The sequence below is a fragment of the Mesorhizobium sp. M4A.F.Ca.ET.050.02.1.1 genome, from assembly GCF_003997725.1.
Lineage (GTDB): Bacteria > Pseudomonadota > Alphaproteobacteria > Rhizobiales > Rhizobiaceae > Mesorhizobium.
On sequence record NZ_RZSG01000018.1, the window covers coordinates 1 to 20,755 of the forward strand.

19 protein-coding genes and 1 pseudogene are annotated in these 20,755 nt (G+C 58.7%); 12 read left to right on the forward strand and 8 right to left on the reverse strand.

What is annotated here, in order from left to right; all coding sequences use genetic code 11:
- The coding region (locus tag EOA33_RS02955; protein ID WP_190234189.1) for an LEPR-XLL domain-containing protein at positions 1–1,862 on the reverse strand (1,862 nt) is incomplete at its 3' end.
- Positions 1,863–3,172: 1,310 nt separating this feature from the next.
- On the opposite strand from EOA33_RS02955, the gene EOA33_RS02960 reads away from it, so the two are divergent.
- The gene (locus tag EOA33_RS02960; RefSeq protein ID WP_126056245.1) at positions 3,173–3,877 is read left to right on the forward strand and encodes a TetR/AcrR family transcriptional regulator; all 705 of its coding nucleotides are present in this window, start codon (positions 3,173–3,175) and stop codon (positions 3,875–3,877) included.
- Here the strand turns inward: EOA33_RS02960 and EOA33_RS02965 are convergent.
- Together EOA33_RS02965 and EOA33_RS02970 are read right to left on the reverse strand one after the other, a co-directional pair.
- Positions 3,807–5,918, reverse strand: coding sequence for a N,N-dimethylformamidase beta subunit family domain-containing protein (locus EOA33_RS02965; RefSeq protein ID WP_127404912.1), 2,112 nt, complete (start codon positions 5,916–5,918; stop codon positions 3,807–3,809). The two genes, EOA33_RS02960 and EOA33_RS02965, sit on opposite strands and share 71 nt — an antisense overlap.
- A gap of 340 nt (positions 5,919–6,258) precedes the next feature.
- A pseudogene (locus EOA33_RS02970) lies at positions 6,259–7,364 on the reverse strand (polyamine ABC transporter substrate-binding protein).
- Positions 7,365–7,491: 127 nt separating this feature from the next.
- On the opposite strand from EOA33_RS02970, the gene EOA33_RS02975 reads away from it, so the two are divergent.
- Together EOA33_RS02975 and EOA33_RS02980 are read left to right on the forward strand one after the other, a co-directional pair.
- Complete coding sequence (locus EOA33_RS02975; protein ID WP_127404913.1) at positions 7,492–7,785, forward strand: hypothetical protein; 294 nt, start codon at positions 7,492–7,494, stop codon at positions 7,783–7,785.
- Positions 7,786–7,858: 73 nt separating this feature from the next.
- A complete protein-coding gene (locus EOA33_RS02980; RefSeq protein ID WP_127404914.1) occupies positions 7,859–8,155 on the forward strand; it encodes a hypothetical protein in 297 nt (98 codons plus the stop codon).
- A gap of 118 nt (positions 8,156–8,273) precedes the next feature.
- Here EOA33_RS02980 and EOA33_RS02985 read toward each other — a convergent pair whose 3' ends face one another.
- The 5 genes from EOA33_RS02985 to EOA33_RS03010 all read right to left on the reverse strand — a co-directional run bounded on the left by EOA33_RS02985 (position 8,274) and on the right by EOA33_RS03010 (position 14,175).
- Complete coding sequence (locus EOA33_RS02985; protein WP_127404915.1) at positions 8,274–10,007, reverse strand: adenylate/guanylate cyclase domain-containing protein; 1,734 nt, start codon at positions 10,005–10,007, stop codon at positions 8,274–8,276.
- Positions 10,008–11,004: 997 nt separating this feature from the next.
- A complete protein-coding gene (locus tag EOA33_RS02995; RefSeq protein ID WP_126056254.1) occupies positions 11,005–11,688 on the reverse strand; it encodes a transporter substrate-binding domain-containing protein in 684 nt (227 codons plus the stop codon).
- Positions 11,672–12,466, reverse strand: a complete 795-nt coding sequence (gene hpaI / locus EOA33_RS03000; RefSeq protein WP_126056255.1) for a 4-hydroxy-2-oxoheptanedioate aldolase — start codon at positions 12,464–12,466, stop codon at positions 11,672–11,674. The genes EOA33_RS02995 and hpaI overlap by 17 nt, the downstream gene beginning before the upstream one ends.
- An 8-nt stretch (positions 12,467–12,474) precedes the next feature.
- Positions 12,475–13,257, reverse strand: coding sequence for a fumarylacetoacetate hydrolase family protein (locus EOA33_RS03005; RefSeq protein WP_018237596.1), 783 nt, complete (start codon positions 13,255–13,257; stop codon positions 12,475–12,477).
- A 24-nt stretch (positions 13,258–13,281) separates the two neighbouring features.
- Positions 13,282–14,175, reverse strand: a complete 894-nt coding sequence (locus EOA33_RS03010; RefSeq protein WP_126056256.1) for an intradiol ring-cleavage dioxygenase — start codon at positions 14,173–14,175, stop codon at positions 13,282–13,284.
- Positions 14,176–14,430: 255 nt separating this feature from the next.
- Between EOA33_RS03010 and EOA33_RS03015 the strand changes: the two genes are divergently transcribed.
- Genes EOA33_RS03015 through aroQ form a run of 9 tightly spaced genes read left to right on the forward strand, consistent with a single transcriptional unit; the run spans position 14,431 to position 20,751 of the window.
- Positions 14,431–15,168 carry a GntR family transcriptional regulator gene (locus EOA33_RS03015; RefSeq protein ID WP_126056257.1) on the forward strand — a complete coding sequence of 246 codons (738 nt, stop codon included), beginning with the start codon at positions 14,431–14,433 and terminating at the stop codon, positions 15,166–15,168.
- Complete coding sequence (locus tag EOA33_RS03020; protein WP_126056258.1) at positions 15,168–15,989, forward strand: sugar phosphate isomerase/epimerase; 822 nt, start codon at positions 15,168–15,170, stop codon at positions 15,987–15,989. The genes EOA33_RS03015 and EOA33_RS03020 overlap by 1 nt, the downstream gene beginning before the upstream one ends.
- A 46-nt stretch (positions 15,990–16,035) precedes the next feature.
- The gene (locus EOA33_RS03025) at positions 16,036–16,701 is read left to right on the forward strand and encodes an amino acid ABC transporter permease (RefSeq protein WP_126056259.1); all 666 of its coding nucleotides are present in this window, start codon (positions 16,036–16,038) and stop codon (positions 16,699–16,701) included.
- 9 nt (positions 16,702–16,710) lie between these two features.
- Positions 16,711–17,361: an amino acid ABC transporter permease gene (locus EOA33_RS03030; protein WP_127404916.1), complete on the forward strand. Its 651-nt coding sequence runs from the start codon at positions 16,711–16,713 to the stop codon at positions 17,359–17,361.
- A gap of 40 nt (positions 17,362–17,401) precedes the next feature.
- Positions 17,402–18,226, forward strand: a complete 825-nt coding sequence (locus tag EOA33_RS03035; RefSeq protein ID WP_126056260.1) for a transporter substrate-binding domain-containing protein — start codon at positions 17,402–17,404, stop codon at positions 18,224–18,226.
- Positions 18,227–18,234: 8 nt separating this feature from the next.
- On the forward strand, positions 18,235–19,008 hold the full coding sequence (locus EOA33_RS03040; protein WP_189362980.1) for an amino acid ABC transporter ATP-binding protein: 774 nt from the start codon (positions 18,235–18,237) through the stop codon (positions 19,006–19,008).
- A gap of 18 nt (positions 19,009–19,026) precedes the next feature.
- Entirely contained in the window at positions 19,027–19,884 is an 858-nt protein-coding gene (locus EOA33_RS03045) for a shikimate dehydrogenase (protein WP_190233856.1), read from the forward strand.
- A 14-nt stretch (positions 19,885–19,898) separates the two neighbouring features.
- Positions 19,899–20,267, forward strand: a complete 369-nt coding sequence (locus EOA33_RS03050) for a 5-carboxymethyl-2-hydroxymuconate Delta-isomerase (RefSeq protein WP_126056263.1) — start codon at positions 19,899–19,901, stop codon at positions 20,265–20,267.
- Positions 20,268–20,301: 34 nt separating this feature from the next.
- Positions 20,302–20,751 carry a type II 3-dehydroquinate dehydratase gene (gene aroQ, locus EOA33_RS03055; RefSeq protein WP_126056264.1) on the forward strand — a complete coding sequence of 150 codons (450 nt, stop codon included), beginning with the start codon at positions 20,302–20,304 and terminating at the stop codon, positions 20,749–20,751.
- The last annotated feature ends 4 nt before the right edge of the window (positions 20,752–20,755 follow it).

The window sequence follows — 20,755 nt, forward strand, 5'->3', positions numbered from 1 at the left end:
TCCTTCTTTTCATCGTTGTCGGAACCGGCATCGGACTCGTCCTTTGCGGTCAGCGTCACGGTTACGGTGCTCGACGCCGACAGGCTGGCCGCGGTCACATCGGTGCTGCTGAACTTGACCCGTGCCTCGGGCAAGATCGTCGCGATGACACCCGCGAGCGGCCCAACCTCGGCAGTCTCGGCCTCGACATTGGCTGTCGCGGTTGCGGTGAATTGAGCCGCGCCCGTCACGATGATCGTGGCGCCAGTGAGGTCGATGATCGCCTCCGGGGTCGCGAAATACGCGCCACCCGTGATTTCTCCATCATCCGCCGCCGCCGCAGTCAGGGTCACCGAACCGGCATTGACGGTGCTGGAAACGCTAATCTTCTCGGCATTGACGTTGACTGCGCCGGCAGTCAGCGTCCCGGAGATCGTCACCTCGTCCTTGCCGTCCTGGCCGTTAACGAAGAGCGCGGCCGAACCAAGGTTCACCGCATTGATGGTCAAGGTATCCTTTGAAAGAATAGGAATGCCCAGATCATCGCCGAGATTGATGGTGAGGCTGGTGCTGGGTTTGTTGAAAGTGATCGATTCGAATGTCGGAATGAGGGAATCCGACGACAGCGTCAGTGTCGCGCCATTATCGCTCAGGGTCGCTTCATCGTCGGCATTGCTGGTTGTGATGACCCGGTCCGCAACGACACTGTTGTCGATGATCGGTTCAAGTCCGTCATAGTGGAGCACGACGCCGTCACGGATGATTGTTCCCGACGTCTGCCCGGTGGCCACATACTTCACCGAGGCGAAGGTGCCACCGTCGAGAACCATGCTGTCGAAGCCGGCATCGCCACCGGCCATGACGCCGCTCAACTTTCCGGCCGCACCAACAAAGAAGGTGTCCTCGTTGCCGGCTGAACCAATCAGGTTCTCGACCGTAACGAAGGACACCCCAGCAACATGACCCGAACCGTCGCCAGTAAGATGCCAATCGGTGTCCTGCGGAGGCCCGACAACGGCGTCGCTGCCGGCGCCGCCACTCAACAAGACCTTGCCAGCCAATGCGGGGTCGATCTCGTGCAGCACGAAGCTGTCGTCACCCGCCCCCGCGTCAACGGTCAACGAGAGCGCAGGAACTGCAAACCTGTAGGCGATCAGATTGTTGGAGGTTCCGGCGTCAAGCACCGCCAGATTGTCATCTGAACCATCTGAACTGCCGATGCGGATCACCCGCGCCTGCCCGGAACTGTCGGCATAAATTCGCTCGCTGGCCGCTGTATCATCCTCGACCGCGCCAACGCTCGCCAGGCCAATGCTATGGGTCAACGCGCCGGCTTGCGCGGTAATGCTTCCTGACTGGCCGGTGTCGGTCGCGAGCCGCACGGCGTCGAAGCTGCCGCCCGTCATAGCAAGCGTATCGTTGCCGGCACCACCGTCGAAGCGTACGTCGAGCGCCGCCAGGAAGTTTTCGCCGAAGTCGATGGTGAGCTTGTCGTCGGCGGCGGTGCCGCGCACCACGATATAGTCGACCTGCTGCGCGTTGCGCTGGTCGATCAGCGTATCCGTCTTGTTGTCATAGATCTGGATCGTCTGGATCAGATTGTCATAGCGCAACGAATAGTCGGCCCCGGCCAGGTCGTTCATGTCGACCGCGAAAGGCACGACGTCGGCCGACAGCAGATAGCGCGCCTCAAGAGCCTCAAGCGCCAGGTTCGGCAGATCTGATGTTTTGCTGGGCCGTCGGGCTCGCCCCGGTGAGCGCCTCAGGAGCGAACTCGCCAGCCAACGACCAAATACGCCAGGGACTGGCGCCTCTTCTTTGCTGGCTAATATAAATCTCTTCTGGAAAGCGTCAAAAAAGGCTGGCCGCGACAAAATGTTCATTTTGCCCCCCCGACATATGACCGCAGATTTATGAATGTATGATAGAGTTCTAACGTACATCCGAAAATTCTTGAACGCAATACAACTCACACAGCAGCGATGTGTCTATATTTATGTAAAATTTGTGACAATATAGAATATTTGTGTATATCGCGATATATTCCGTTATTATGCATTGCCAATTGCTGAACACTGTAAATATTATGCTTATCACTCCAACGTCTATCTCGGATTTAGTTTTTTTATATTTCCATAGTTTAAGAATTTCTTAGCGAAAGAAACACAGATCGCCTCTTAAAATATTGGCAGATCCTGGGAACTCAGCGACAGCTTCCGTAACGGCAGGCACGAAATCCAAATAAGGAGCCCGGCACGAATGTCGCGCCAAGCGAACCGATGTCACTGAGACAGGGGGCGTGATGGCACAGTACGTGCGGAATTCCGGTTCGCGGTCTTGCGTGACCAGTTCCGACCGATGACGACTGAGGAATCATCTATTCTCTGGATAGATGATTCACATGGATTCTCCCGAATATTGTCATATATTCTTCCTAGGCGGCGCTTTCCATAGCAATTTCAAGACTTAAGCCATCAAAACAATGCCGCCAGCGCGCGAATTCACCTGCGATATGCCACCGAGCCCTCTTGAGCGCCGTGAATATACCGGAAATACCGTTGGATTTTGTTGCCGCCTTCTATGCCGCCAGGCAACCAATCAAAATCTGGCTTTTTAGAATCAATAGCTTGCCGGTGTCCAAGTCCTACCGGTGACGCAGTGCCGATAGTCAACAAGGCCGCAGATAAACCGCATGCTCTACGCTAAAATAGCCCCTTCGCCGAATTTCGCAGGTCTTCCCTCTACTCGATTGTCTCCAACCCAAATAAGCCATTGACGTTGCTGATTTTTTTTCTTTGTTTGCGCCTAGATATCCGACGCACTGGCCGCCAAAAACTTACGGTATTGATTTCAAAGATAAATTCTTGACGGAATCTTTTTCGAGGTTTCGCGGACTATCGATATCAATCGAGCGTTTTCTTTCTGTGCGCGAAGGAAGCTGGGATTCCATCTCGTGAAAAAGTACCATCAACCGGCCCTTGGGCTGATCGCTGGACTGCAACTGTGACGCAAAAGAGTGCAGGGTAAACAGTGTGCTTGAGCAAACTATCGGCACTGCCGCATAATTACGATGTTAAGCGTCGGCCAGGCAGTAGGACATTCGAGCTGCGGCAGGTGGCCGCGCTTCCGTCGACATCGCTGGGAGCCAGATACCTCGCTTGACGCTGTCGTTTCGCTTGCCTAATCCACTTCCATGTCAAAGACGGAAGATTCCAAGGAAGGGCGGCGACCAGCGCATCGCGTCCGTGCCGTCCCAGACACGCCTCGGCGCGAGGAAAAGCGCGCCGAGCGCCGCCGTCAATTGATCGAAGCCGCCCTGGAAGCAATCGCAGAGCGTGGATTTGCGGCCTGCACCGTTTACGACATCGCCCGGCACGCCGGCCTCTCCCATGGTCTGGTCAACTTCCATTTCGACAGCAAGGAAAGCCTGTTCGAGTGCGTGATCGACATGCTGGCCGCAGAGTTTCGCGCGGCCTGGCAGCTTGCCTTGCAGCATTCAGAAGCCGGCACGGTGGAGCGCGTGAAGGCCCTGGCGTTGGCTCCATTGGACAAGGCGATCTGCTCGCGCAGCAAGCTGTCGGTCTGGTTTGCCTTTTGGGGAGAGGCCGGGCCGCGTCGGCGCTACCGCGAGATAAGCCTCGAATTGGAACGAGAATATCTCGCTGCCCTGACCGAGGCGCTGCGGCAGGCAACCGGGCATGCCGCATCCGACGCCGCAACCGACGCAAGCCTGATCAGCGGCTTGTGCGACTCTCTTTGGTTGGAGATGCATCTTGGCCAGAGCGCATTGTCAGTTCAGGCCGCCAGGTTGCGGATGACCAAGGGGCTCACCCGTCTCCTCCCGGACCTGAAGCCTGGGGGAAAGCGAACGGCCTCGGATCAGCAAAGCGCCGGATAGCGTTTTCAGTTAACCGACCGACATCGGTCCGTCCCTGCTCGGCGGCCATCGCCGCTCCCCAGGCGATCGAACCCGTGGAGAAGACCGCACCCCCGGCCGGTGTTTCGAAGAAGGTCAGGTCTGCCCTGACCCTGGCGTTCACGTCGCCCGTGGTCGCCGAATGCAGGAATACCACTTCCTCCGGCGCAAGGTAGTAGCCGGCTCCCAGCATGGTGGACGATGCGACCACGAGAGCATGATCGGGCGTGCCCAACTCCGGGTCGGCGGCATCGACCTCCTGCCCGGCCGCTCCTGGATGCGCGTCGCAGGGGGCGCCGAGGACGTCGCCGTGAACGCCTTCAAAGGCGAAGGCCACGCGCGGGTCGCGCGCTGCGTCGGTAAGCCTGTAGCCTGCTCCACGGTCCCAGCCGTCGGCGACCATGCCGACCCCGACCAGACCTTGCGGCGGCCTGCCGAGCCGGCGCCAGAGTCCGCCGCGTTCGCCGCTGAACTGCATATGATATTCGGCCGGTTCGGCCTCGTTGTAGCGCGCGCCCGATTCCGCCCGGCGAAGCTCCATCAGCCAGGGACGGTCCTGCGCTATAGCCACGCGCCAGTAAAACCCATTGCCGCCGAGATAGATGAGGCGGCCGCCACGGTCGAGGAAAGCGACCAGGGCGCCCCATTCGCGCGTGGAAAGGTATTCCGGGTGGGTCCCGGTGATGAGGACACGACACCCGTCCAGCGCCGACACCCCCTCATCGTGAAGCAGGTCGTCGGTCACGATATCGTGGTCGATTTCGCGAGCGTGCAGGAAGGCCGTGATGCTGGTATCGGCATTATAGGACCAGTTGCTGGTGTCCGGCGCCATGTTGAGGATCGGCCGCCGGCGCGTCGTCACATAAATTGGATGACCGTCGACATGCCGATCATAGTGTGACGCCCCGAGTTCCGGCATATGCTGCAGGGTCTGCAGTTCCTCGTCGAGGACCGGCAGGGCGCTCAGCTCCGAGATTTCGTATTCCGGGCTTTCAAGCGCGATCCGGTGATTGGCATAGGCATGATAGGTGAAAGTTGAGGCGAGCAAGGCGACTGGCCTGCATGGCGCCGCGCGAGCAGGGTTCACGAAGAACGGAACGTAGGTCGTCTCTGTCGATCCTCTTGCGCGCAGCGCGTAGGAGCCGCTCTCGAAACCCGGCGGGATGACCCAACTCGCGCTGGCTTCCCATCGGGCATCCTCGAGGTCGTCGCTGTGGAAATGAACGGCGTCATAGAGAGCCTGGTCTTCCGCCGGCGAGAACGCCTGTCCCGCCCAGTTGGGACCGGGCACGCCGCGCGTCGGTGCGTTGACCAACCTTGCGTCGACCTTCGCGGTACCCCGGTTGGTGAGTTGGTCGCAGTCGAGACGATCGCGGAAGTCGAGGGCAATATCCGGACTCGACTCATCGGCGCCCCACAGCCGGAATCCCGAGACGACCCCGTCGAGTGCCGAACTGCCGTCTGTCTTTGCGCCAAGCGACAGGCTTTGGATGCCTTGCCAGCCAAGCGGCACGGGTATTGAGATCGTGCTGGCCGGCCCGGCAGACGCTGTTTCCACCGTGACGACAGCCGACTGCTCGATCGCATCCAGCACGATGCGAACGGAGTGCCACTTACCGCGCCCCATTCGCTGGCAGGCCACCCGATTTGGCCCCCCGGCGCTTTCGAGCGCCAAGCTGCCACCCGCATCGCGCCACAGACGCAAAGTGCCCGTATCCAAGATGCAGGCCAGCGCATCGCGTGTCGGCTTGACGCTGAAAGCCACGGTCACGCAACGTTGGGCGAATCCGTCCTGCATGGTCAAGGTCAGGTAGGATCCGGTCCGGATCGGCTGATTGGCTACCGGCCGCGACCCCAGCGTTGCGCCGGGAATCGGTCGCAGGTCAAGCGCTGCCGGCGCTCCGTTGATGACACGCACAATGTCTAGCGAGACGGTCTCTTCCGGCTCGCTGGACAGGAAAAAGTCGACGGTATCGCCGGGTCTGACCGACCATTGGCTGGCATAGCCCAGAAGCCGTTTCATGCTTGATGCATAGTCCCCTGGCATGAGCCCGCGTCCGGCGGCACTTGTCCAAATAATTGTCGCCAGCGGATAGCGAAGGCCGCCGTTTCGGCCTCGTGGAGCGACGCGAAGCTCTCGTCGCTGAGGAACTCCAGCGGTCGTCCCCTGCCCGACAATCCTACCAGGCGGTAGCCTGCCGGACCCTCGACGGCCGCCACCCATGGCATTGTCGTTCGCGACCGCATCACCTTCAGCAGGCGCGCCAGTTCGGGACAGTGCGGGCCGCCGGGGTTTCGCATGAATTCATCGAAAAGCTCACGCCGCGGCCGCAGATCGAGTTGCTCGACAACCGACATGCCGCTCATTGTTGGGTGGCAATGCGCGTCCACATGCGGGTCATCGCGCGGGTCACTGCATTGTCGTACATGGTGATCACGTAGAGCCGGTTCATGACCTGATCCCCCGGATAGACGGTCGGATCGTTGATCATGGCCGGATCGATCCTGTCCTTGGCCGCAAGGTTGCCGCTGGCATAACGAACGTAGTTGCTGATCTGGGCCGCGATCTCAGGGCGCATGATGAAGTTCAGGAACTGGTGCGCCTCGTCGGGGTGAGGCGCATCTGCCGGGATGGCAACGCTGTCGAACCAGATTTGCCCGCCTTCCTTGGGTAGTAATAGGCAACGTTGATCGGCTTGGTGCCGAGGCCCTTGGCCGCTTCGAGCGCACGGTCGCGCGCCTGCAGGACGTCGCCGGACCAGCCGATCGCGACGCAGATGTCTCCCGTCGCCAGACCCTCGATATAGGCCGACGAGGTGAAGTTGCGGATATAGGGACGGACCTTGGCAACGACGTCGGCGGCCTTCTGCAGATCATCGACATTCTTCGAGTTCGGATCGAGGCCGAGATAGTTCAATGCCGCCGGCAGCACATCGTCGGGCGCGTCGAGCATCGTGACGCCGCAGCCCTGAAGCTTGGCCATGTTGGCGGGATCGAATACCAGGCTCCAACTGTCGGGAACGCTTCCGAGTGCGGCCTTGACCTTGTCGACGTTCACGCCGATGCCAGTGGTGCCCCACATCAGGTTGATGGCGTATCGGTTGCCCGGATCGTAAAGCTCCATCCGCTTCATAAGCGCGGGCCACAGGTTTTTCTCATTCGCGAGCTTCGACCTGTCCAGCGGCTGATAGACGCCAGCCAGGATCTGGCGCTGAAGGAAATAGGCCGAGGGAACGACGATATCGTAGCCGGTCCTTCCAGCCAGGAGCTTGGTCTCCAGGATCTTGTTGTCGTCATAGACGTCATAAACGACCTTGATGCCTGTCTCGGCCGTAAACTGGTCCAGAACCTTCGGATCGATGTAGTCCGACCAGTTGTAGATGTTGACCACCCTTTCCTGCGCCGCCGCGGAGAAGGTCATGGCAACGGCGATGACGAGCGAAAAGCCCCACAATCGCGGGATTAGCATCGGTATTCCCCTTTAGTTATTTTTTATCTGTCCATCCAAATAAATCATGTGCCCCGCCAGATTGTCAAGTCATGGTCCCCGCGCTGTCGCCTACTTCTGGGCCGGTCGTTACGAGGACGCCCTGCGCATGACGGACCGGCTCGGCCCTGACAATTACGATCGCTGGGTGGGGACGTTTCGAGCTGCCGCGCTTGCGGCTCTGGGCCGGACGGATGAGGCGCGGACGCTTGTCGCGTTCACCCTCCAGAAGTATCCGGACTTGAGCATAGAGGGAATAATCGCCAACCTCCCCTTCACCGAGGTACAGCGGAACCGGCTGATCGAAACGATGAGCCTCGCCGGCTTTCCACGCTGTGCCAAGTCTGAGGACCTCGCCAAACTTGAGAAGCCGGTCCGGTTGCTCGGATGCAAGTCGCCGTAGACGGCAAGCGACAGTCTGCATGATCGAAGGGGCGCATTCTGTTCGCACGAAGGCACCGTGAGGAGGTATCGCCATGATTATCCGCATTTATCGCGGCACGGTCTTTGCTGGAAAGCAGCGTCTCTGGCAGGAGCGTGTTGAGTCGCTTTCTATTCCCTGGCTGAGGAAGCAGGCGGGCCTCATCGCCTTTTACCCCGGTAAGCCACCTGCGGAGAGTGCGGGCAGGACGTTCTGCATGGTGATGGTCTGGGAGGGCCTGGAGTCGGTGAAGGCCGCTATCGAGCCAGACTGGAATAACGCGATTTATCATGGCGATGAAGCCGAGTTGATCGAGTCTGCTCAAGTCGAGCACTTCGAGCTCTTTCCGTAGGCTGCCGAGCGCAGGGCAACAATGGGGCCGGCAGCAGAATGGCGGCTTTTTGGCGTCCGAGGAATAATAACGGACGTTTCAGCCCAGGTGGCCCAAGTCCGAAATTGACCCAATGCGGTCATTCCGGCAAGCCCGCTTTGCGCATGCCTTCAGCTAGATGCTGGCGGTCTTCGATGCGAAACAGCGGCTCCTTGGCCACGTATCTGGCAGTGGAGAATTCTGGGATCCGCCGCAGCAAACCAGCAACGCGATCTCTCGCAAGATCGGGCTTGCCAGCCATTGCGTAGCTTGCGGCGAACCAAACCTCTTTCGAGAACGTCAAAGAACTTGATCGGCGCATGTTGACAATGGCGTCGTCATAGCGGCGCGCGTTGAAGTAGACGGCGGCGAGTTCGCCCCAATACCAAGAAGGGTTGAAGAATGGGTCGAGGCGCTTCGCCTCCAGCATCCCCTCAATGGCTCTCTCGGTTTCGCCGCGATAGTTATAGAACATCGCCAAGTCGGTGTGATTGACCGGATGGTTTGGATTTAGAGAAATGGCCTTGGCGAAATGCTGTTCACCCACTTCGTAGGCGCCGCGATCGACCTGTGCCCAAGCCATTACTAGTTGGCAAAGATGGTCGTTTTCATCGAGCGCGACGGCTATCCGCGCCATCTCGAACGCCTCGTCGCGCAAGCGGTTCGAACCACTCATGTCGAGAAACCACTCTCGCTCGATAGCTGACGACAACAATGCGTAGGCACGAGCGTAGCTGGGGTCGAGTTCGACGGCCCTTTCGAAGTAATGCCGTGCCTCTGCCTCAATCTCCGGCGTCCCAATTGGCAACGCATCACCGCGCAGGACACATTCATAGGCCGCCAGGCTGGCTGGGGGCTTGCGCAGGACCACCTCGGTGCGCGCGGCCGTCATTCGTCCTACAAGTGTTCCGACGATAGTGCGAACAATGCGATCCTGGACATCGAATATCTCGTCTTGCACACTGTCATAACGCTCTGCCCAGACGTGATTGCCCGTCGTGGCATCGATCAATTGGGCCGTTATCCGGATGCGCGTTCCCATACGGCGGACACTGCCTTCGACGAGGTACTGCACGCTGAGTTCGCGTCCCGCTCGCATCATGTCAACGTCGTCTCCGCGGAAGCGGGAGGACGAATTGCGCGACGCAACCTGCATCTGCCGGAAGCGTGAAAGCTCTGTGATCAGGTCCTCTGTAAGCCCGTCGCAGAGGTATTGCTGCTCGACATCGCCACTCATGTTCTGGAAGGGGAGGACGGCGATCGAAGGCTTGTCCTGCTGGACTAGTCGCCCTCGTGCGACTTCCGGTTCCGTCGATGCGGTACCGGACAGCATGTGATAGGCGCGCACTGGCCTGGCGATGTTTTTCAAGGTCTGCTCGCCCAGATCGACAAACTGTTCCTTGAGCTTTTCACGTACCTGCTCGTAGGCCGAACCCGACAAGCAGATTCCGTTCGGCTTCGCCAAGCCTTCCAGGCGGGCAGCGATGTTTATTCCGTCGCCCATCAGGTCTCCGTCACTCTCCTCGACGACATCGCCGACGTGGATGCCGATGCGGAATTCAATGCGCTCATCGAGAGGCAGTCCTGTGTTCCATTCGACCATGCCTTCCTGCATCTCAGCAGCGCAACGCACGGCCTCGACAACGCTGCGGAACTCCACGAGAGCGCCGTCTCCAGTACGCTTGACCACTCGTCCATCGTGTGCGGCGATCGTCGGATCGAGCAAGTCGTTCCGCAGAACCCGCAGCCGCGCAAGTGTCCGATCCTCATCCGCTTCTGCGAGGCGGCTATAGCCAACCACATCCGCTACCAGAATCGCTGCGATCTTCCGCATTTTGGTTCATCACCTGCCTTCGAATGAGAAAGATATCACGTCTCAGGAATTGTGCTGCAATGGAGCGGCGAGCCAAGTCGGCTTGTGGCGCAACCGCGACCTTGGAGTGGTCGCCTGCGACGTCAGCTTTCAGGAAACGGCAAAGCGGATCTATACGGCCGAGATGCGGCGCTAAGCAGACACGGCCTTATAAACGCCATTGTACTTCACAGCGCTCGAACCATTCGAAAGCACTTTACTTGATCCGGAATATGGCCGCAGATCGCGTCTGCCACATCGGAGCTGGAGATTCTCAGTCGAGTAGGAGGCAGATACGGACACGAAGGCAATTCATAGGGCAGCGAAAATCGCCGCCGAAACTATGCTATTGCCGCCGTTTTCCCTCTACTCCCACTCAATTGTTTTATCCCAGCTAGGCCATTGATCTAGCTGGGTTTTTTCTTCGTATTGGCCTGAATTTCCAAGGCCGCCAAAAAGTTGCGATATTGATTTTAAAGAGAAAATTGTCGCAAAAATTCTTTTGAGATTTCCGCAACTATCGGTGTCAATCGGCCGATTTTCGCTCTCACGGTGTTCGGTCGCACACTGGACTCGAACGCAAAAAGTACCGTCAGCACAATCTATCACGCCCCGCTGGAGCGATCCATCCATCGCGAACCAAAAGAGCTGGCCTGCTCCATCGGGGTTCGCCTGAAACTCAACCGCTCCGAAGTCAGAAGGATCAGCGTTCTCGAGAATGAGGGGGGCATCGTCGGGACGGATGCGGTTCCATAGATCCCAGGTTGGGTCCCCACGGTACCGCGCGAGGCGATCTAAACGAGATCAGCGAGCCCGCAGCAGGCAGCAGGGATCCAATTCGGATCCCTGCTGCCTGCTGCGGCGTCGTCGGCCTCAAGGCCTCGCGCGATCGTTTCCCGGTGAACCGCGCCTGGGAGAGTGTCTCTACCGAAGGGCCGTTGACGAGAAACGTGCTCGACAGCGCCCTGCGGCTCTCTCTTCAATTGCTCGGCTTACCCGCACTGCAATGCTGCTGGATGAAGTCCGACAGGAATGTTGAAGCGTGAACGCACCTCCGATGGACAGCGATCGCCTGAGGCACTTTCGAGAATGTCCCCTCAACAACGCGGAAACCTGGATTCTCTTCGCAGAAACGTGACAGGGACTCAGTCAAGCCCGCAGCAGCATCGCACTGGGAGGACATAAGCATGTGCAGGGCGGAGGCGGGATTTTCGGTTTGGAGGAGGATCGCATTTCTAACCTGTCGCTCAAGCTGCTTTGTATACGCAGCGGTTTTGGCGGCGGCGATGCGCACCCCTTCGACGTCGACGTCCCCCACGCTGCCTAGCGGGCTGCTGTCTGACACCAGAAAGCTGGCGGTCACGGTGGTATAGGGGGCCGAGAAGGATAACATGTCGGCACGTGACGGATCGGGAGCAATGAATGCAACGTCCCACTCGTTGCCTTCGGCAGCCGCAAGAATGTCAGCGGCCGATCCGTATCGAACCAGCGACAAACAGCAGTCGAGTTCTTCCGCAAGTGTGATCGCGATCCGCGCGCTCGGTCCTGTTAGAACGCCTGTCACTGGATCGAGTTGGACAAGTGCGGCATTCGACATGTTGACCGCGGCTCTGATGACTCCCGTCGGTGCGATTTCAGTGAGGAGTTCATCGCGTTCCGGCATCGCGGGGCGCTCCTTGCGATGCAAATCGTGCCGCGAGTGCTTCCGATCCCCTCGCCAGAACAGCGACATCGACACCAACGGCAGTAAATAGTGTTCCCAGCGAGATGCACCGTGCCGCGAACTTCTCATCCGGGGTAAGAATGCCCGCAGGCTTGCCCAACGCTTTCAGGCGTTCAATCGCGCCGACAATTGCATCGACCACCTCCGGGTGGCTCGGTTGTCCCCTGTGTCCGAAACTCGCTGCAAGGTCTGCCGGTCCTACGAATACGCCATCCACTCCCTCTACCGAAGCAATCGACTCGAGGTTGCCAAGCGCTTCCCGCGTCTCAACTTGCAGCAACAGGCAAATTTCCCGTTCCGCATTTTGCGCATAGTGCGCAACTCGGCCGAAACGAGTGGCGCGTGTCAGCGCAGAAACACCACGAATTCCATCCGGAGGATATCGCACGGCCGCGACTGCGGCTTTCGCCTCTTCAGCGTTCTGAACGTAGGGGATGAGCAGTGTCTGAACGCCGATATCCAGGAAGCGCTTGATCAGAACGGGGTCGTTGATGGCCGGGCGGACGACTGGGGAAACGTCGTATGATGCGACCGCTTGCAATTGTGGCAGGACGGTCAGAACGTCACCCGGGGAATGTTCCGTATCGAACAGGAGCCAATCGAAACCTGAAGGCGCGACGATTTCCGCGGCGTAGTTTCCCGGCAGGCCACACCACAGGCCGATCTGACTTTGACCAGCAAGGAGCTTCCGCTTGAACCGATTGACGGGATGATCCAACTGGCACCTCACACGAACGACACACCGATGGAGCCAACAGGGCCATAGTCGGCCTGGATGACATCACCTTTCGCGATATCGACAGGACGCGTGAAGGAGCCGGCCAGGACTATTTGTCCCTTCTTCAGGCCACCGCCCACAGCATGAAGTTTGTTGACCAGCCACGCGATGCCGGCTGCCGGATGTCCCATGATCGCCGCCGACACGCCCGACTCCTCGATGATGCCGTTCTTGGAAAGAGTCGCTCCGACCCAACGGATATCGATGTCCATCGGGCGAATTATACGGCCGCCAACGACGAGGGCGCCGAAAGCCGCGTTGTCCGCAATTGTATCCGTGATCGCTCGAGGGACTTCGGTCCGATAGTCGATAATCTCGAGCGCCGGGACAACGAATTCGGTCGCACGCATGACGTCATAGATCCTGGTGCCGGGCCCGACGAGATCCTCACCCATAACAAAGGCCAGCTCGACCTCAAGGCGCGGCTTGATAAACAAGTCAGCCCTGATCTGCGCTCCGTCGTTGTAAAGCGCATCGTCAAGAATGCAGCCATAGTCCGGCTCCGTCATCTTCGAAGCCATCTGCATTGCGCGTGACGTCAGGCCAATCTTATGCCCGACGATCCGTGCGCCCTTGGCTACCCTCGCCTCCGCCCACAAAGCCTGAATTCGGTAGGCGTCCTCGAGCTCGAGGTTCGGGTAGGTCTCGCTGGGCTGTATGATCGGCTTGCGCTCGATTTCAGCTTTGAGCAGCGCGTCTGCCGCGGCCCGGCGTTCTTCTTCGGTGATCATATCGTTTGCTCAGCTGATTGTGATTTATTTGATCGGGGGACGCGGCAAAACGGCTTCGCCGGGCTCCATGGCATAGGTGTAGTCGAGCGAGAACCACGGACCAGGAATATCCGCTTCGGTCGGATGGGGCTCCTCATGACGAACGAAGTCGCCGGTCAACGCTGCCGTGACACCGAACTGAACATCGGAGCCGATGTTCGGGTCGCTGGGGTCGAAGACCTGGGAAATCAGCGTCTTGTATCCATACTTGAAGATCAGTGCGTGCAGGTGCGCGGGTCGGTACGGATGGCGTCCCTGAGCTTTGAGCAGGCGTCCGACCACGCCATCGACCGGGATCGGATACCCGACCATCTTGACGGTCCTGAACCAGAACCGACCTTGCTCGTCGGTCGTGAATTTGCCGCGCAAGTTCATCTCGGCCTGGTCCGGGTCCTGGTTTTCATAAAGACCGACGGGAGATGCATGCCAGACATCCACTTCAGCGCCGGCAATTGGCTTACCGTCGCGGTCAACGACCTTGGCATGCACGAATAAGGGAGTGCCCGGCGTCTCGGATCGGATGATCGACGCGCCATTTTCGACTCGCGGAGAGTTGAGGCGCCAGAATGGACCCAACAGCGACTGGGAGGTCTCGGTCTGTCCTCTGTCGCCATTGTTCAGCAGGCAGACAAGTGAAGACACGCCAAGAGAACCGGCCATCAGCACAAACTCGTTGTGGTGATCAGTATGCAGTTGCCCGATCTCGTTCAGCATGGCTGTCGCCTCCCGAAACTCGACCTCAGTCAGTCGAACCTCGCGCACGAAAGCATGAAGATGCGCGACCATCGACACGAGGATTTCTCGCAGGCGGGGGTCTTCAGTGCGATTCATCACAGCGAGGACGGCTGGCGTCAGATCGCTTTCGGTTTTGATTACCATAAGGGGCTACCTCCCGATTTGCCCGACTATCAAAATAATCGATTATCTGTCAAGGCCACCGTGGCGCATTGTCGTGACACCAAGATGCCAAAATAATCGAGACGAACACGTCTAAATTGTTGATTTAACTCTATTTAATCGAAGGAAGCGAGGTTACCTCGTGGCTTTTTTCGCAGATTTCATCGCGTCCGAAGTTGACAAGAATAATCGTTTATAATACCGATCATCGACGAATGAATCTTGGGAGCCGGGACAATGGTACCGCATGATGACGGCGCATCTGCTCCGCCGGCAGAAGATGCTCCATCGTCTTCTGGATTCCTCGACGACGGCAAAAACACGATTGGGAGCCAGCTTGCATCCCGTCTTCGTGAGGCGATCATCTCCGGCGAGCTTCAGGCCGGCAGCAAGATCAATCTCGACAAGGCGCGCAAGACGTTCAACGTAAGCCTCAGTCCGCTGCGTGAAGGGTTGGCGCGGCTGATATCGGACGGTCTAGTGGAGTTCGAGGACAATCGCGGCTACCGCGTTTCATCAATCTCCCTGGCAAATCTGGAAGAGATCACCGTCCTGCGCGAAGAGCTCGAAGTCTTTGCCCTTCGCGAGTCCATGCGGATCGGCGATGTGGAGTGGGAAGGCAACGTCATGCGCGCGCTGCATCGCCTTAACCGCACTGAGCGTGACGCGGCCCGCCCCGAGACACTCGAGCGCTGGGAAGAGTTCCACCGCGAATTCCATCTGACACTTATTTCCGGCTGCGGGAAGCCAATCCTGCTCCATTTCTGCAGCCTGCTGCTTAATCTCAACGACCGTTATCGCCGGGTGTTTCTGACCCGCACGTCGGGTGACCGCAACGTCAGCCAGGAGCACAGTGAGATCGCTCAGGGAGCCGTCGCCAGGGATCTGGACTATGCGTGCGATATGTTGCGTCAGCATATCCACCGCACGGGAACCAATCTGCGCAACCACCTTGCGACAAAGGGCACCTTGTGATGACCGTCGCGACGCCAGGGCCGGGCCTTGAACTGGGCGTAGCGCATTTTTCATCGATCGCGCTGCCGCCCAAGGAATTCGCGTTGATAGCTGCTCGGGCGGGTTTTGCCTCGATAGGGCTTCGCCTGCACCCCGCCTTTCCCGGAGCCCCCTTTTACGAGTTGCCGGTGGGCAGCCACAGTGCCCAGGAGTTCAAGACAGTTGCCGATGGCGAAGGCATCAAGGTGTTCGATATCGAGTTCTTCGTGATCGACGAGAGCTTCCTTGCGGCCTCCCACGAGGCGACCGTGGCAGCCGCTGCGAACATAGGGGCGCGCCGGCTGAGTGTTTGCGGCGATGATCGAGACGGCGGCCGTCTTGCCACAAACCTGTCTGAGTTTTGCGCCCTCGCGGCGCGATATGCCATGTCAGTCGACATCGAAAACATGGGCTGGCGGACGGTAAGGACCTTTCGCGACAGCCTAGCGATCTTGAATGCCTGTGGAGCAGAGAACGCCGGTGCCCTTGTTGACGGGATTCACTTCTTCCGAAACGGCGCCTCGATCGACGAGCTTCGCGCAAATTCAGGGAAGGTAAAGCACATCCAGCTTTGCGACGTCCGCGGGCCTGCGCCCAAAACATCGGACGCAATGATCGCCGAGGCGAGAAGCGGCAGGCTCGCTCCTGGAGAAGGCGAACTGCCATTGAAGGACCTCTGTGCGGCAACTGAACACGGCGCTGCTATCTCGGTCGAAGTGCCACTCGTCGGGCCGGTGGACCCGAAAGCACATTTAAAACATCTGCATGCCGGCGCACTGGGAATTTTGAAACCAGATCACTGATCTGGCGCCGACGCGGCCTAGGCCGGTCAGGAGGAGGAAGTCTTACATGTATACGTTTGATTTCGGTGCGGTCCTCGACCGCGCCCCGGAATTGCTATGGGGTTCGCTTGGAACGGTTGGCCTTGCGTTAGCTGGGATGCTCCTCGCACTCGTCATCGGGCTCCTGGGCGTCGTTGCAAGGAGTTCCAAGAGCGGGATCACGCGGGCTGCCGTGATCATGTTCGTCGAGGTTGTGCGCAATACGCCATTCCTGGTGCAGATCTTCTTCATATATTTTGCCCTTCCTCTCATGGGCATCCGCCTCAATCCGACCGTCACGGCGATCATTGCCCTCGGCATCAATGGTGGGGCCTACGCAATCGAGATCATCCGCGGCGGGATCGAGAGCGTTTCGCGCGGCCAGATCGAGGCAGGTTTCGCACTTGGTCTTCACAAGGCGGATGTCTTCCGGCTCATCGTGCTCAAGCCGGCGCTGCGGGCGATTTATCCCTCGCTCACAAGCCAGTTCATTATGCTGACACTGACAACGTCTGTCTGCACCTCGATCGCCGCCTACGAGCTGACCTCGGCCGCTCAGCGCATTGAGTCTGACACTTTCCGCAGCTTCGAAGTCTATTTCACGGTGACCGCTATCTACCTGGCCATCTCAAGCCTGATGATGGGCCTCTTTGCGCTCATTTCTCGCCACTACTTCAACTACCCGACGCGATAGGAAGCAGCCATGGGTCCCATCGGAGAAGATCAATTTCTCTTTTTGATGCAGGGTTTGAAATGGACCGTGCTGCTTGCGATCGTGGGCTTCATCGGTGGGGGGATATTCGGAATCCTGATCGCGCTCTTGCGCACCTCGAAGAACAAGGTCGCCCGGACGATCACCGCAGGGTATATCGGCGTCTTCCAGGGCACGCCCCTTCTGATGCAGCTCTTCGTTGTCTATTACGGCGTTGCGCTGTTGGGCATCGACGTTAACGCGTGGATCGCGGTCGCAGTCGCCTTCACGCTCCATGCCAGCGCCTTCCTGGGCGAGATCTGGCGCGGCTCCATCCAGGCTGTGCCGAAGGGCCAGACGGAAGCCGCCAACGCCCTCGGTTTGCATTATGTCTCGCGGATGAAAGACGTCATTCTGCCGCAGGCCCTGAAAATATCGATGCCGGCCACGATCGGCTTCCTTGTCCAGCTCACCAAGGGCACGTCGCTGGCAGCAATCGTTGGCTTCATTGAACTGACCCGCGCCGGTCAGATCATTTCAAACCAGACCTATCGTCCGCTGCTCGTCTTCGGGATCGTCGGCGCAATCTACTTCATCATTTGCTGGCCGCTCTCCCATGCGGGAAGTCGCCTTGAAAAACGGATGGCGAAAGCTGCCCGCTAACCGCTTCGCTGGAAGCAAAACTCGTAAGGAGGAGAATAGCATGCATAACAGTCGTAGGATTTTTCTTGGACTTGCACTGGCAACTATTGCCTTCGCAACCATTGGCACTGCCGCAGCCTCTGCGGCAACTGTAGAGGAAATCAAGGCAAAAGGCACGCTCGTGGTCGGCATCCAGGGTGACAATGCGCCATGGGGGTTCGTCAACACAAGCGGCGTGCAGGACGGCTTCGACGCTGACATCGCCAACCTTTTTGCCAAGGAATTGGGCGTGAAGGTTCAATTCCAGCCACTCGCCGTTGCCAACCGAATTCCGGCGCTTACCACCGGCAAAGTCGACATCCTGTTCGCAACGATGGCGATGACGGAAGAACGCGCGAAAGCAATTCAGTACAGCAAGCCTTACGCCGCCAACACGATTTCGCTGTATGCTGCCAAATCCGACACCGTTACGAAGCCTGAAGACGTTGCCGGATGGGAGATCGGCGTTCCGAAATCCAGTTCGCAGGACAAGGCAGTAACGAACGCCGTCGGATCCACCGCAACGGTTCGCCGCTTTGATGACGACGCCGCAACCATCCAGGCTTTGGTCTCCGGACAGGTAAAGGCGGTTGGGGGCAACCAGTTCTATGGTCAACGTCTGGATGCGGCGAGTGCCGGCACGTACGAGCGCAAGATTAACTTTTTGACGACCTACAACGGCGTCGGTACCCGTCTCGGCGAGAAGGACTGGAACGAAGCCGTCAACGCCTTCATCGACAAAATCAAGGCCAATGGTGAGCTCGCCGCCATCACGAAGAAATGGATGGCGATCGATCTGCCGCAGTTCCCGGAATCCATTCCGAACATCCCGTTCACCGTGCAGTAAAAGCCCAAATGGAGGGTTCCGTGCTCAATTCCGCAAAACATCAATCGAAGCTGATTTCCCTTGAGGATGTGCAGAAGTGGTACGGCACTTTCCATGCCTTGAAATCCATCAGTTTGTCGGTCCGCAAAGGCGAAAAGATCGTCCTCTGCGGGCCGTCAGGCTCCGGGAAATCAACGTTAATCCGCTGCATCAATGCCCTCGAGACGATCGAGGAAGGCAAGATCGTCGTCGAGGGTCACGTACTGGACGGAAGCACCAAATCCATCGACGCTGTACGTCGCGAAGTGGGAATGGTCTTCCAGAGCTTCAATCTCTTCCCCCACATAACCGTACTTCAGAACTGTACCCTCGCCCCAATGCGTGTTCGTGGCGTGAGCCACGCTGACGCAGAGCGACTGGCTCGAAAATATCTCGAGCGCGTTCGTATCCTTGACCAGGCGGACAAATATCCCGCGCAGCTATCGGGCGGACAACAACAACGCGTCGCCATTGCCCGCGCGCTCTGCATGGAGCCGAAGGTCATGCTCTTCGACGAACCGACCTCTGCCCTCGATCCCGAAATGGTGAAAGAGGTGCTCGACACCATGATCGGGCTCGCCCGTGACGGCATGACGATGATCTGTGTCACGCACGAGATGGGGTTTGCCCGTCAGGTCGCTGACCGCGTTATCTTCATGGACTCCGGAGAAATTGTCGAAGAGGCCGAACCGGAGGTCTTCTTCAAGTCTCCCGAGCACCAGCGCACGAAAACCTTCCTCGGTGAAATCCTGGCCCATCACTGACTTTCGAAAGCGATGCCAATGCAAAAGAAATTCCTCGTGGGGCTGATCGGTGCCGACATTCAAATGTCAAAGTCCCCGGCCCTCCACGAAACGGAGGGGCGACGCCAGGGCCTCGATTACCGTTACGAGCTTCTCGACTTCTCCGAGCGAGGCCTTCCCGCCTCCGCGCTGCCGGACCTCCTGGACGAGGCAGAGCAGCGCGGTTTTGCCGGCAGCAACATTACACATCCGTGCAAGCAGACGGTGATCGCCCACCTCAGTCGCCTTTCCGAGGATGCAGAGATGCTCGGTGCGGTCAACACCGTGGTCTTTCGCAACGGCGAGAGGATCGGCCACAACACGGATTGGTACGGTTTCTACGAGAATTTCCAGCGCGGACTTCCGGACGTCGCCAAGTCGCATGCCGTGCTGCTTGGCGCCGGCGGCGCCGGTGTCGCCGTGGCCCATGCAGCAATCAAGCTCGGTATTGAGACATTGTCGATCTTTGACCAGGATTCAAAACGGGCGGAAACCTTGGCCCAGCAGTTGAACGATCGGTTCTCAAGGGATTGCGCGCGTGCCACGACGGATGTCGGCAGCGCCCTGCGCTCCGCGGACGGCCTTATCCACGCGACGCCGACGGGTATGAAGAGCCATCCTGGTTTGCCCATAGATGCGGAATGGCTTCTGCCACGGCATTGGGTGGCCGACATCGTCTATATGCCACTCGTCACAGAGCTCCTTGCTCTCGCCGAAGGAAAAGGCTGCCGGACCCTTCGGGGCGGCGGCATGACCGTCTACCAGGCAGCAGCGGCTTTCGAATTGTTCACCGGGATAGCACCGGACGCAGACCGCATGTCCCTTCACTTTACGGACCTATGCCGCCTGTCGGCTTGATGGGGAAATGCCAAATGCCGCATATCATCATCGACTATAGCCGGGGCGCAGGCGAGCATGTAGCGATGGATCGACTGACGCTGACCGTGCATCGCTGCGTTCGCGATGGCGGCCTTGTGAAACCTTCCGCCGTGCGCACGCTTGCGCGGGAGGCGACATACTCCTGCGTTGGCGATGAGCATGTCGATCATCATTTCATCCAAATCATCGTGCGGATGGCACCGGGTCGTACTGCAAAGACCAAGCAGAAGCTTCTCACTGCCGTTCTCGAGGCCGCGCGGACGATCGCCGCGCCTGCTCTCGAAGCTGGAAAGCTCGGCCTGCGCGCGGATCTCTACGAGTCGGACCCTGATTTTGCCGTTCAAGCAATCGCGTTCGTCTGACCAGGACAGCGTTGCTCAAGAAGGACACTATGCCATGAGCCTGATCTACGTTCTCAACGGACCAAACCTCAACCTGCTTGGCAAACGCCAGCCACATATCTACGGGCATGAAACGCTCGCAGACGTAGCGGCGGACTGCCGCAAGCTGGCAGCCGACCTCGGCCATGAAATCCTCTTTCATCAGAGCAACCGGGAATACGAGATCATCGATTGGATTCATGAGGCGCGCGAGGACGGTGCGGGCATCGTCATCAACCCGGCAGCCTTCACCCATACCTCGATCGCGATCCTCGACGCTCTGAACACATTCGAGGGGCCTGTGATCGAGATCCACATCTCCAATGTGCACAAGCGCGAAAGCTTCCGACACCATTCGTTCGTTTCGCACCGCGCGGACGGCGTGATCTGCGGCCTTGGTACGGAAGGATACCAGCTTGCCATCCGACGTGCGGCGACAATGATCAAGGCGGCGGGCAAGTGCTGAGGTG

Excerpts from the sequence above, each read along its gene's own strand:
- EOA33_RS02960 (WP_126056245.1), top strand. The coding sequence starts at position 3,173 with ATGTCAAAGACGGAAGATTCCAAGGAAGGGCGGCGACCAGCGCATCGC.
- EOA33_RS02965 (WP_127404912.1), bottom strand. The coding sequence starts at position 5,918 with ATGAAACGGCTTCTGGGCTATGCCAGCCAATGGTCGGTCAGACCCGGC.
- EOA33_RS02975 (WP_127404913.1), top strand. The coding sequence starts at position 7,492 with ATGACGGACCGGCTCGGCCCTGACAATTACGATCGCTGGGTGGGGACG.
- EOA33_RS02980 (WP_127404914.1), top strand. The coding sequence starts at position 7,859 with ATGATTATCCGCATTTATCGCGGCACGGTCTTTGCTGGAAAGCAGCGT.
- EOA33_RS02985 (WP_127404915.1), bottom strand. The coding sequence starts at position 10,007 with ATGCGGAAGATCGCAGCGATTCTGGTAGCGGATGTGGTTGGCTATAGC.
- EOA33_RS02995 (WP_126056254.1), bottom strand. The coding sequence starts at position 11,688 with ATGCCGGAACGCGATGAACTCCTCACTGAAATCGCACCGACGGGAGTC.
- EOA33_RS03005 (WP_018237596.1), bottom strand. The coding sequence starts at position 13,257 with ATGATCACCGAAGAAGAACGCCGGGCCGCGGCAGACGCGCTGCTCAAA.
- EOA33_RS03010 (WP_126056256.1), bottom strand. The coding sequence starts at position 14,175 with ATGGTAATCAAAACCGAAAGCGATCTGACGCCAGCCGTCCTCGCTGTG.
- EOA33_RS03015 (WP_126056257.1), top strand. The coding sequence starts at position 14,431 with ATGGTACCGCATGATGACGGCGCATCTGCTCCGCCGGCAGAAGATGCT.
- EOA33_RS03020 (WP_126056258.1), top strand. The coding sequence starts at position 15,168 with ATGACCGTCGCGACGCCAGGGCCGGGCCTTGAACTGGGCGTAGCGCAT.
- EOA33_RS03025 (WP_126056259.1), top strand. The coding sequence starts at position 16,036 with ATGTATACGTTTGATTTCGGTGCGGTCCTCGACCGCGCCCCGGAATTG.
- EOA33_RS03030 (WP_127404916.1), top strand. The coding sequence starts at position 16,711 with ATGGGTCCCATCGGAGAAGATCAATTTCTCTTTTTGATGCAGGGTTTG.
- EOA33_RS03035 (WP_126056260.1), top strand. The coding sequence starts at position 17,402 with ATGCATAACAGTCGTAGGATTTTTCTTGGACTTGCACTGGCAACTATT.
- EOA33_RS03040 (WP_189362980.1), top strand. The coding sequence starts at position 18,235 with ATGGAGGGTTCCGTGCTCAATTCCGCAAAACATCAATCGAAGCTGATT.
- EOA33_RS03045 (WP_190233856.1), top strand. The coding sequence starts at position 19,027 with ATGCAAAAGAAATTCCTCGTGGGGCTGATCGGTGCCGACATTCAAATG.
- EOA33_RS03050 (WP_126056263.1), top strand. The coding sequence starts at position 19,899 with ATGCCGCATATCATCATCGACTATAGCCGGGGCGCAGGCGAGCATGTA.
- aroQ (WP_126056264.1), top strand. The coding sequence starts at position 20,302 with ATGAGCCTGATCTACGTTCTCAACGGACCAAACCTCAACCTGCTTGGC.